We start from the raw sequence: 11105 nt of genomic DNA, 5'->3' as shown, positions 1-11105 counted from the left end.
CCCGAGGCCGGCGGCCAGCGGGTCGGCCGTCGACGGGCGTCGCCCGAGGAGGGCGTCGACCTGTGGTCGCGGCTCGTCGCGCTGCGCGCTCAGGTGCTGGGCGACCGGCGGGGTCGTCTCGCGCTGGCCGCCGCCGTGGTGGTGCTCGGCCTGCTCGCGGCCGGCGGCGGCTGGTGGGTCGGTGTCGGTCGCTACACGGTGGCTCCGCAACTGGTGAGCCTGAGCAAGGCCGACGCGGAGGCACAGGCGACCCGTGGCGGCTTCACCCTCGACTACGCCGAGCCGCGCTACGACGAGAAGATCCCGAAGGACGGTGTCGTCGCCCAGGACCCAGGTTCCGCCAGCCGGATCGTCAAGGGCGGCACCATCACGCTGACCCTCTCCCTCGGCCCGCAGCGATTCCCGGTGCCGGACGTGGTCGGCAAGGAGTTCGAGCTGGCCGAGGCGGACCTGGCCGCGGCGGAGCTGGTGGTGGCCAAGGGCACCGCCCGCTACAACGACAACCTGCCGGCGGGCGTCGTGGTGGACACCAACCCGAAGGCGGGCGCCGAGGTCAAACCCGGCGACAAGGTCACCGTCTTCCTCAGCAAGGGCCGGGCGCCGATCTCGGTACCCAACCTGGTCGGCAAGAACCTCAACGAGGCGCGGACGATCCTCGCGCAGCTGGGTCTGGTGCTGGTGGAGCCGCCGACCGGCAAGGACTCGGACAAGCCCAAGGACGAGGTCCTCGGGCAGAGCCCGGCCGACGGCGCCGGCGTGGAGAAGGGCGCCCAGGTCCGGTTGGAGGTCAGCAACGGCCCGCCGCTGGTCGTGGTGCCGCGGGTCATCGACCTGCCCTGTCCGCAGGCCAAGCAGACGCTGGAGGCCCTGGGCCTCCCGGTGGTCGTGCAGTTCAACCCGAACGGTGTGACGCGGTTCCAGAGCAACGAGAACGCGCAGGTGCCCCCGGGCACCCCGGTCACCATCGGGTGCCTGTGACGGCGGCGGCCGCACACCGCCCGGTCGGCACGCACACGCCGACCTCCGGCGGCCTGGCGAAGGCGGCCCTGCCGTACGTCGACGCGGTCGGGTCCGAGGTCGTGCAGGTGTACGTCTCCAACTCCCGGGGCTGGGCGTTGCCGGCGGGCGACCCGGTGCAGGACGTGCTGTTCCGCGACGGCTGCGCCGAACGGGACGTCCCGGTCTTCATCCACGCCTCACTGCTGGTCAACATCGGTTCCCCGACGGCCGCGACGGTCGAACGGTCGGCGCAGACCCTGGCGCACGCCCTGCGGCGGGGCACCGCGATCGGCGCCCGGGGCGTGGTGTTCCACGCCGGCAGCGCGGTCGACGCCGGGCACGCGGAGGCGGCGATGCGGCAGGTCCGCGAGACCCTGCTGCCCCTGCTGGACTCGGCCGCCGCCGCGGACGGGCCGATGCTGCTGGTCGAGCCGAGCGCCGGCAGCGGGCGGTCGCTCGCCTCACGGGTGGAGCAGCTCGGACCGTACCTGGACGCGGTCGACGGGCACCCCTGGCTCGGGGTGTGCTTCGACACCTGCCACGCCTGGGCGGCGGGGCACGACCTGGCCGCCGAGGGCGGCATGACCGCGACCCTGGACACGCTGGTGGCGACGGTCGGCGCGGGCCGGCTGCGGCTGGTGCACGCGAACGACTCGAAGGACCTGTGCGGTTCGACCCGGGACCGGCACGAGAACGTCGGCAAGGGCACGATCGGCGAGCCCGCGTTCGCGGAGCTGATGACGCACCCGGCGACGGCCGGCGTCCCCGTCGTGGTGGAGACCCCGACCGAGAAGCACGAGGGCCACGCCGCCGACGTGGCGATCCTCAAACGCCTCCGCCCCTGACCGCGCCCCCCGCCCGCCCGTTGCCCGCCGCCGGTCGCCCGCCGCCCGTTGCCCGCCGCCGATCAAGAGGTTTGCGTCAGAATCGGCGCCGAACGTGACGCAAACTCCTTGATCAACGCGGGCGGGCCGGCCGGGGCCGGCCGGGCGGGCCGGCCGCCTGGGCGGGGGTGGGTCAGGCGCGCAGGATGCTGGTCAGCACGTCGGTGGCGCGGTCGATCGCGGTGTCGTCGACGTCCATGTGGGTGACCAGTCGGGCGGTACGCGGGCCGAGCACCGAGATCAGCACACCCCGGGCGCGGGCGGCGGCGGCCAGGGCATGCGCGTCGAGCGGGGCCTTCGTCAGGTCCAACGGCACCAGGTTGGTGCGCACGGTGGTGGCGAGCACCCCGAACGGGGCGATCGCCTCGGCGAGCCGCGCCGCCTTCGCGTGGTCCTCGGCGAGCCGGTCGACGTGGTGCGCGAGGGCGTACCGGCCGGCGGCGGCGAGCACACCGGCCTGCCGCATCCCGCCGCCCATCCGCTTGCGGATGAAGCGGGCCCGCTCGATCTTCTCCGCGCTGCCCACGACGAGCGAGCCGACCGGCGCGCCGAGGCCCTTGGACAGGCAGACCGACAGGGTGTCGAAGAGCCCGCCGTACTCCGCCAGCGGCACCCCGTCGGCGACGTGCGCGTGCCAGATGCGCGCACCGTCACAGTGCAGCAAGACCTGCGCGGCGTCGGCGACCCGGCGCAGCTCGCGGAGGGTGGCGAGGGGGATCACCCCGCCGCCGCTCCGGTTGTGGGTCTGTTCGACGGCGATGGCCCGGGTGGGCACCGCCCAGTAGCCGTCGGGCCGGATCATGGCGGCGACCACGTCCGGGTCGAGGTCCGCGCCGACCGCCGGCCAGGTCCGCGAGGAGATCCCGCCGTACGCGGCCGCGGCGCCGATCTCGTACGTCACCACGTGCGCGTCGGCGTCGCAGAGCAGTTCGTGCGCCGGGGGCACCGCGAGTTGCAGGGCGATCTGGTTGGCCATCGACCCGGTCGGGGCGAACAGCGCCGCCTCGTGCCCGAAGAGCGCGGCGACCTCGGCCTCCAGCGCGTTGACGGTGGGGTCCTCGCCGTAGACGTCGTCGCCCACCTCGGCGGTGGCCATCGCCTCCCGCATGCCGGCCGTGGGCCGGGTGACGGTGTCCGAACGAAGGTCGATCAGGTCAGGGTCAGCCACAGTTGTCCTTTCGGCTGCCGACTGCGGGGCTCGCAAGCTCACTCCTCGCGTCAGCCACGGAGCATCTCCGCCACCAGGAAGGCCAGCTCCAGCGACTGCTGGGTGTTCAGTCGCGGGTCGCAGGCGGTCTCGTACCGGCCGGGCAGGTCGAGGTCCTCGATGCCCTGGGCACCGCCGAGGCACTCGGTGACGTCCTCGCCGGTCAACTCGACGTGCAGGCCACCGGGGTGGGTGTCCAGGCCACGGTGCACCTCGAAGTAGCCCAGCACCTCGTCGACGATGCGGTCGAAGTGCCGGGTCTTGTAGCCGTTGGACGACTCGTGCGTGTTGCCGTGCATCGGGTCGCACTGCCAGACCACCTTGGCGCCGGAGGCGGCGACCTTGGCCACGATCGGCGGCAGGGCGTCCCGGACGCGGTGGTTGCCCATCCGGCTGATCAGGGTGAGCCGGCCCGGGATGTTCTCCGGGTTGAGCTTCTCGCACAGCTCGAGCGCCTCGTCCGGGGTGGTGGTCGGGCCGAGCTTGACGCCGATCGGGTTGGCGATGCGGGAGATGAAGTCGATGTGCGCGCCGTCGATCTGCCGGGTGCGCTCACCGATCCAGAGAAAGTGCCCGGACAGCCCGTACGCCCGGTAGCCGGAGACCCTGGTCAGTGCCCGGTCGTACTCCAGGGCGAGCGCCTCGTGGGAGCAGTAGAGGGTGACCGTGCGGAGCGCCTCCTCCTCGGTCATCCCGCAGGCCCGGATGAACGCCAGCGCCCGGTCGATCTCCCGCGCGATCGCCTCGTAGCGCTCGCCGGCCGGGGAGTTCCGGACGAAACCCTTGTTCCAGTCGTGCACGGCGTGCAGGTCGGCCAGGCCACCGCCGAGGTAGGCGCGGAGCATGTTCATGGCGGCGGCCGAGTTCGCGTACGCCCGGATCATGCGCTGCGGGTCGGCGACCCGCGCCTCCGGCGTGGCCTCGAGGCCGTTGATCATGTCGCCGCGGTACGCGGGCAGGCCGCGGGCGTCGGTCGGCAGCGAACGCGGCTTGGTGTACTGCCCGGCGACCCGGGCGACCTTCACCACCGGCAGCGACGCACCGTAGGTGAGCACGATCGCCATCTGGAGCAGGGTGCGGGCGTTGGCGAGCAGGTGGCTCTCGGTGTTGTCGGCGAAGGTCTCCGCGCAGTCACCGCCCTGGAGCAGGAACGCCTTGCCCTCGCAGACGAGCGCGAGACGCTGGCGGAGCTGGTCGACCTCGTAGGGCGCGACCACCGACGGCACCGTGTCGAGGATCTTGCAGACCTCCGCGACCTGCGCCGGGTCCTCCCACGGCGGGATCTGCTGGCGCGGAAGCTCACGCCACCGGTCCAGACCCAGGGCCGCGTCCTCGGCGGAGTCGACGGTCGGACGGCTGGTCTGCAGGCCGGGGCTGCCCACGGCGGGATGGCTCAGCTGATGCCACTCATGGCGCATGACAGAAAGCGTACGGCGACCGGGGGGACGTCCGGCCGGCGAGGGGGATGGTTCCGGCTGGTGAGAGGTGGCTCACCGAGGCGCAGGTCAGGGCGTGACGGCGGGTTCGGGGGTGTTCCCGCCCGGCGTCTCGCCGGCGATGCACCAGTCGGCGCCGTCCCGGGTGACCGTGAACAGCAGCGGCCGGGTGACCGTACGGGAACCGACGGCCACCGACACGGAGGTGCTGACCTCCTGGCCCCGGGGACCGGGGCGGACGTCGGTGATCTCGGCCTGGGGCACCTCGAAGTGGTCGGCGAAGTCGCCGTTGGGCCCGGTCGCGGCCGCGTCGAAGCTCTGGTGCATCGTCGCGCAGAGCTGGCTGCGGCCGGCGGCCACGTCCTTGGCGGTCATCGCGTCGAGGTACGCCTGCACCCGCTCGCGGGACTTCGCGGCCGCCTCCTCGGCGGGGGCCCGTCCGGGCTTCTCGGCCGGTTCCGCGTCGTCGTCCCCGACGATCCCGCAGCCGAGCAGAGCCGACGGCAGCACGGCCAGGAACAGGGCCCCGGCGGCCACCCTCCGGTGCGTCGCGCGCATTCCCACCTCCGTCGCCGTGGACATCGAACCCGTTGACGGGCGAGTCTGTCACATCGACCTGGCGGGGTGCCCGCAAGGACGGGCCGCAGCGACGTCGACCGTTAACAAGGGGCCCTTCCTCTACCGCAGGCGTTATTCGGGGGGCCCTTCCTCGCACCCGGGCGGGGAGGGACCGGTGCGTGGTCCCTCCCCGCCGTGTGGGTGGTGCGTCGGCGCTCGGCGTCAGCCGAGACCGCCCTTGATGGCGCCGATCAGCTCGCCGTTGGTGGTGTCACCGGAGAGCTCCCAGAAGAAGGCGCCACCGAGGCCCTGGTTCTTCGCGTACGTCATCTTGCCGTTGATCGTGGACGGGGTGTCGTAGCTCCACCAGTTGCTGCCGCACTTGGCGTACGCCGTGCCGGCGATGGTGGCGGTGGCCGGGCAGGTGTTCTTGAGGACCTTGTAGTCCTCGATGCCCGCCTCGTAGGTGCCGGGTGCGGCTCCGGTGGCGGTCCCGCCCGGCGCGGTCTGGGTGACCCCGGTCCAGCCGCGGCCGTAGAAGCCGATGCCGAGCAGGAGCTTGTTCGCCGGGATGCCCTTGCTCTTGAGCTTCTGGATCGCCGCGTCGGAGTTGAAGCCCGCCTGCGGGATGCCGGAGTACGAGTAGAGCGGGGAGTGCGGGGCGGTCGGGCCCTGCGCGTTGAAGGCGCCGAAGTAGTCGTACGTCATCGGCATGATCCAGTTCAGGTACGGCGAGGCACCCGCGTAGTCGGTGGCGTCGATCTTGCCGCCGTTGCTGCCGTCGGCGGTGATCGCGGCGGTGACCAGCGCGGACGAGCCGAACCGGGTGCGCAGCGCGCTCACCACGTTCTTGAACGCGTTGGGGCCGCTGGCGTCGCAGCTGAGGCCACAGGCGTTCGGGTACTCCCAGTCGACGTCGATGCCGTCGAACACGTCCGCCCAGCGCGGGTCCTCGACCAGGTTGTGGCAGCTCTCGGCGAAGGCGGCCGGGTTCTGCGCGGCCTGGGTGAAGCCGCCGGACCAGGTCCAGCCGCCGAAGGACCAGATCACCTTCAGGTGCGGGTACATCTTCTTGAGCTTCCGGAGCTGGTTGAAGCTGCCGCGCAGCGGCTGGTCCCACGTGTCGGCGACGCCGTCAACGCTGTCCGCCGCCGTGTACGCCTTGTCGTAGTCGGCGTAGCTGTCGCCGATGGTGCAGCGACCGCCGGTGGTGTTGCCGAAGGCGTACAGGATGTGGGTCAGCTTCGACGCCGAGCCGCTGGTGTGGATGTTCTTGACGTGGTAGTTGCGCCCGTAGACGCCCCACTCGGCGAAGTAACCGACGATCTTGCGGTCACCGCTGGGCGGTGGGGTGGTCGGCGGCGGCGTGGTGGGGGGCGGGGTGGTCGGCGGCGCCGTCGTGGGCGGGGCGGTCGTGGGTGGCGCGGTGGTGGGCGGCGGTGTGCCGCCCCCGGCGCACGACGCGCCGTTGATGGTGCAGTTCAGCGGCGCCTTGAACGGGCCCGTGCCGTTGTAGCCCCAGCTGAACGTGGCGCCCGGCGAGAGGGGGCCGGCCCAGCTCTTCTTCACCGCGACGTAGTGGTCGCCGGTGCGGGTGACGTCGGCGTCCCAGGAGCTGCTGATGCTGGTACCGGCGGGCAGGTCGAACTCGATGCGCCAGGTGCTGACGGAGGCGTCCGAGCCGTTGGTGATGGTCACCCGCGTCTCGTGGCCGGTCCCCCAGTCCTGTGCCTTGACGAAGGCCGCGGTCACGCTGCCGGCGCCGAACGCCGAGGCCATCGGCACCGTGGCGGCGGTCACCGCCATCACGGCGCCGACCCAGAGGGCCCGGCGGAGGGATCTCTTCATGTGGCGTCACCCCAAACAGTTAGGAAACTTTCCAGAAGATGGTGAGACGCTACTCACGGCGTCATCACTTCGTCAAGATGTGCATGTTTCGATTTCCTGTGGGAGCGTGACCGACCTGCGGGGCCACGCCGGTGGACGACCAGGTCGCCCGCGTAGCCTCGGCGCATGACCGTCTTCGACACCCAGATCGACGCCCTCAACGGCGGCCCGGCCGACCTCGCGCGCCACCGGGGACGCGCGCTGCTGGTCGTGAACGTCGCCAGCCGCTGCGGCCTGACCCCGCAGTACGCCGGCCTCCAGGCCCTGCACGACGAGTACGCCGACCGCGGCCTGGTGGTGCTCGGCGTGCCGTCCAACCAGTTCGCCGGCCAGGAGCCGGGCACCGCGGCGGAGATCAGCGACTTCTGCCAGGTCAACTACGGGGTGACCTTTCCGCTGACCGAGAAGGTGGACGTCAACGGCCCGGCACGGCACCCGCTCTACGCCGCGCTGGTGGACACCGCCGACGCCGAGGGCCACACCGGTGACGTGCGGTGGAACTTCGAGAAGTTCCTGGTGGCCCCGGACGGGACCGTGGCCGCCCGCTTCGCCCCGACGGTGACGCCGGACTCCCCCGAGCTGCGCGCCGCGGTCGAGAAGGTCCTGCCCGCCTGACGGACGCGAAGGGGCCCCGGGGGTGAACCCGGGGCCCCTCGTCTGCGGGTGGCTCAGTTACCGCACGCCTGGCCGTTCACCGTGAACGCCGTCGGTGCCGGGTTCTGCCCGGACCAGGTGCCGTTGAACCCGATGCTGGTCGAGGCTCCGGGTGCGAGCCGGCCGTTCCAGCTCACGCTGTCGGCGGTGACGCTCGTACCGGTCTGCCGCCATGTCGCCGACCAGCCCTGACCGACCTTCTGCCCGGCGGTCGGGAAGTCGAAGGCCAGCCGCCAGCCGTCGATCGCGACGGCACCCGCGTTGGTGACGGTGACGGTCGCGGTGAAACCGCCGGGCCAGGTGTTGGCCGCGTAGGTCACCCGGCAGCCGCCGTTGGGCCGGACCGCCGTCCGGACGGCGAGCTGCGGCGAGGCCGCCGAGACGTTGCCCGCCGCGTCCCGCGCGGTCACCACGAAGGTGTACGACGTGTCCGGCGTCAGCCCGGTAACGGTGGTCGACGTACCGGTGGCGCCGGCGATCCTCGTCGTCGAACCACCGTCGACCCGGTGCACGTCGTACCCGGTCACGCCGGTGTCGTCGGTCGATGCCGCCCAGCTCAACGCGATGCTGGTGCCGGTGATCGCCCCCGCCACCGGCTTGCCCGGCGCCGTCGGCGGCCCGGTGTCGACCGGCGGCTCGCCGCCGCCGCGCGGCAGCGCCAGGTGGGTGATCGAGTTCGCCGGGAAGGTGGCCGTGAAACCGGTCGACGAGACGGCCTGGTCGGCCTCGCGGACGATGCCAGCCAGGTTCGTCCCGCTGTACCGGTAGACCTCGGCGGCGCCGGCGGACGCGCCGGTCAACGCGACCGGGGAGGTCAGCTCGTCGCCGGTCTTGTTCACCACTACCAGGGTGAGCGCCTTGTCGCTACCGCGCTCGGCCGCGTAGATCGCCAGCTTCCCCTGGTCGGCGCTGGTGGCCCGGACCGACGTCTCGCCGAACGACCCGCCCCTGCCGTCGTAGTTGCGGTAGATCCGGAAGGCGTGCGCCACCGGCTGGTCGGCCCCGGGGGCGGTCCAGAGGTTGGCCATGTCCAGCCCCTCGCGGCCGAAGATCCCGAGGATGTCCGCCTGGGTGAGCGCCCCGTTGAGGTGCCCGTACGCGCCCCAGCTGTACTCGGTCATCGCGATCTTCGTGCCCGGGTAGTGCCGGTCGACCAACTCGCGCATCCGCGGGATCATCCGTACCGGCTTGTTGATCCAGCTCTCGTCCACGTAGGTCGGGTCCCACAGCTGCCGAGTCGAGCGCAGCCGGCGCTCCTGGGTGGCCGCGTCCCCCGGCTGGTCGTTGTGGACGCCGGCCTGCTGGGGATAGATGTGGATGTCGAAGTAGTCCAGGATGCGCTGACCGTGCCTCTGCTCGTAGGCACGCATCTGGTCGAGGTACCACGGGCCGAGTTCCTGGCCCCCGTGGGCGGCCCGGTCCGGCGGGTTCGACCAGCAACCGGTACGCGAGCAGACATCCTGGTCGAGGCCGGAGTAGCGGATCGAGTTGAGGCCCCAGCCCACCGGCCCGAGCGTCTTCGCGCCCGGGTCCGCCGCCTTGATGGCCGCCGCGTACGCGTACGTCCGGTCTCGGAGTTCGTCGTAGCCGAGCCCACGCGGACGGACGTCACGGTGGGTGGAGTGCCACAGGTCCGGCTCGTTGTCCAGGTTGTAGAACTCCACGCCGCCGTCGGCCGCGCCGCCGAACTGGCTCCTCAGATGCGTGACGAAGTCAGCGGCGTACTCCGGGCCCACCGCGACGCTGGTGTCCGTCGGGTCGTTGCCGGTGACCAGCGTGCCGTCCGGCTTCTTCCCGTTGCCGCAGTCCGGGGCCCATGGGTCGGTCGACTGCTGGGGGCCGTACCTGGCCACGCTGAAGCCGCAGGCCCGGGCCCGCTCCCTGGCGACCCAGCCGATCATCGGCAGCGTCATGAGCGTCCCGGTGCCCGTCGCCTCGTTCGCGGCGACGAACCGGTCACTCTCCGAGCCTCTCGGCAGGCTGGACGGGTCGGGGTTGTCGTTCGGGATGTTCTCGAAGTACCAGTCCGAGGCGCGGTTGCTCGTGTCGTTGCGGAAGTTGTACCGGGTGGTCGCGTTGCCGCCGTACCGGTTGAGCGGTAGCCGGACGTCGCGGGCCAGGTCCTCGTCGGCGAAGTTCATGCCGTAGACGTACGGGCTGATCGGGTGGCGGCCGGTGGTGGCGTCGACGGCGAGCGCCGGGCCCGCCGCTGCGGTGGCGGACGCCGGCAGCACGACGGCGCCGGCCGTGGCGGCCAACGCCATGGGCAACAGGATGGTACGGATTCGCACGGCCTTACCTTTCGGTCGGGGTCAGGCCGTCGATGGGAGCGCCGGATCAGGATTGCGCTTTCCTCGCGCTCCGTCAAGACCGCGCGACGCTCCGCTCACCGGAAGTACGGGTGTGGACCGGGGCCGTGGGCGGTGAATCGGCTTCCGAGCGGTCCGGTCCACAGTAGGTTGGACGGGCGGCCGGCCCATTGTCGACCACGCCGGTGGGGAATGCCGACACGGCGGACGGGGTTGGGGACTGGCATGACGACTGTGGGACTGATCGGCAGTGGACACATCGGCAGCACGGTGGCCCGGCTGGCGGTGGCCGCCGGCTACGACGTGGTGCTGAGCAACTCGCGTGGACCGGAGACCCTCAAGGATCTGGTGGACGAACTTGGCCCCCGGGCCCGCGCCGCGACGCCCCCGGAGGCGGCGCAGGCCGGCGACCTGGTGGTGGTGACCATCCCGCTGAAGGCGTACCGGGACGTGCCGGTGGAGCCGCTGGCCGGCAAGGTCGTGATCGACACCAACAACTACTACCCCGAGCGGGACGGGCAGTTCCCGGAGCTGGACTCCGGCGAGACCACCAGCAGTGAGCTGCTCCAGCGGCACCTGCCGCGGTCCAGGGTGGTGAAGGTCTTCAACAACATCTTCTTCAAGCACCTGCAGGCGCTGGCCCGGCCCGCCGGCAGCGCCGACCGCAGCGCACTGCCGATCGCCGGTGACGACGCCGGCGCCAGGGCCGAGGTGACCGCCTTCCTCGACCAGGTCGGCTACGACGCGGTCGACGCCGGCTCGCTCGCCGACAGCTGGCGGTACCAGCCGGACACCCCGGCCTACGGAACGATCTACTCGGCCGACCCGCAGGACTGGGAACGCGAGGCGCCGGGGGGTGCCGACAAGGTCCGCGAGGCCCTGGCCGCCGCGACCCGCTGAGCCACCCGTCGGCGACGCGCCGACGGCTCGACACGCCGTGCCCCGCCCACCAACGGGCGGGGCACGGCGTGTCAGGGGTTGCGCCCAAGTCCCACTGACGGGACTCTGTACGCGGACCCCGCACACGCCACCCGGAGGCGACATGCGCCTGCTCCCCGCCGCACCGCGCCGCCTGCAGTTCACGGCGCTGAGCACCGCCTCGCCGAGCAGGGCGGCGATCACCACCGGGCAGTTGAGGTGGGCCAGGTACCGGGGGTGGTGGAACCAGACC

9 protein-coding genes are annotated in these 11105 nt (G+C 72.1%); 4 read left to right on the top strand and 5 right to left on the bottom strand.

The genetic code is table 11. The features are described from left to right. Together AB0I76_RS13465 and AB0I76_RS13460 are read left to right on the top strand one after the other, a co-directional pair. On the top strand, positions 1-978 hold a 978-nt coding region (locus tag AB0I76_RS13465), incomplete at its 5' end, for a PASTA domain-containing protein (protein ID WP_357034230.1). Next, positions 975-1844 carry a deoxyribonuclease IV gene (locus tag AB0I76_RS13460; RefSeq protein WP_357034228.1) on the top strand — a complete coding sequence of 290 codons (870 nt, stop codon included), beginning with the start codon at positions 975-977 and terminating at the stop codon, positions 1842-1844. The genes AB0I76_RS13465 and AB0I76_RS13460, both read left to right, overlap by 4 nt. Before the next feature lie 172 nt (positions 1845-2016). Here the strand turns inward: AB0I76_RS13460 and AB0I76_RS13455 are convergent, their stop codons facing one another. The 4 genes from AB0I76_RS13455 to AB0I76_RS13440 all read right to left on the bottom strand — a co-directional run bounded on the left by AB0I76_RS13455 (position 2017) and on the right by AB0I76_RS13440 (position 6932). After that, the gene (locus AB0I76_RS13455) at positions 2017-3051 is read right to left on the bottom strand and encodes a GntG family PLP-dependent aldolase (protein ID WP_357034225.1); all 1035 of its coding nucleotides are present in this window, start codon (positions 3049-3051) and stop codon (positions 2017-2019) included. A gap of 50 nt (positions 3052-3101) precedes the next feature. Next, on the bottom strand, positions 3102-4508 hold the full coding sequence (locus AB0I76_RS13450) for a class II 3-deoxy-7-phosphoheptulonate synthase (RefSeq protein WP_357034223.1): 1407 nt from the start codon (positions 4506-4508) through the stop codon (positions 3102-3104). Positions 4509-4595: 87 nt separating this feature from the next. Further along, positions 4596-5084 carry a hypothetical protein gene (locus tag AB0I76_RS13445; protein ID WP_357034221.1) on the bottom strand — a complete coding sequence of 163 codons (489 nt, stop codon included), beginning with the start codon at positions 5082-5084 and terminating at the stop codon, positions 4596-4598. A gap of 222 nt (positions 5085-5306) precedes the next feature. Next, a complete protein-coding gene (locus AB0I76_RS13440; RefSeq protein WP_357034219.1) occupies positions 5307-6932 on the bottom strand; it encodes a glycosyl hydrolase family 18 protein in 1626 nt (541 codons plus the stop codon). 165 nt (positions 6933-7097) lie between these two features. Between AB0I76_RS13440 and AB0I76_RS13435 the strand changes: the two genes are divergently transcribed. Beyond that, positions 7098-7586, top strand: coding sequence for a glutathione peroxidase (locus AB0I76_RS13435; protein WP_357034217.1), 489 nt, complete (start codon positions 7098-7100; stop codon positions 7584-7586). Positions 7587-7639: 53 nt separating this feature from the next. Here the strand turns inward: AB0I76_RS13435 and AB0I76_RS13430 are convergent, their stop codons facing one another. Further along, on the bottom strand, positions 7640-9916 hold the full coding sequence (locus AB0I76_RS13430) for a glycoside hydrolase family 44 protein (RefSeq protein WP_357034215.1): 2277 nt from the start codon (positions 9914-9916) through the stop codon (positions 7640-7642). Positions 9917-10048: 132 nt separating this feature from the next. Between AB0I76_RS13430 and AB0I76_RS13425 the strand changes: the two genes are divergently transcribed. Then, positions 10049-10834, top strand: coding sequence for an NADPH-dependent F420 reductase (locus tag AB0I76_RS13425; RefSeq protein ID WP_357034213.1), 786 nt, complete (start codon positions 10049-10051; stop codon positions 10832-10834). The last annotated feature ends 271 nt before the right edge of the window (positions 10835-11105 follow it).

Source organism: Micromonospora sp. NPDC049799, from assembly GCF_040656655.1.
Taxonomy (GTDB): domain Bacteria; phylum Actinomycetota; class Actinomycetes; order Mycobacteriales; family Micromonosporaceae; genus Micromonospora.
Note: the sequence above shows the minus strand (reverse complement) of the source record. Positions and strands in the feature narration are given on the sequence as shown.

Excerpts from the sequence above, each read along its gene's own strand:
- AB0I76_RS13435 (WP_357034217.1), top strand. The coding sequence starts at position 7,098 with ATGACCGTCTTCGACACCCAGATCGACGCCCTCAACGGCGGCCCGGCC.
- AB0I76_RS13445 (WP_357034221.1), bottom strand. The coding sequence starts at position 5,084 with ATGCGCGCGACGCACCGGAGGGTGGCCGCCGGGGCCCTGTTCCTGGCC.
- AB0I76_RS13450 (WP_357034223.1), bottom strand. The coding sequence starts at position 4,508 with ATGCGCCATGAGTGGCATCAGCTGAGCCATCCCGCCGTGGGCAGCCCC.
- AB0I76_RS13440 (WP_357034219.1), bottom strand. The coding sequence starts at position 6,932 with ATGAAGAGATCCCTCCGCCGGGCCCTCTGGGTCGGCGCCGTGATGGCG.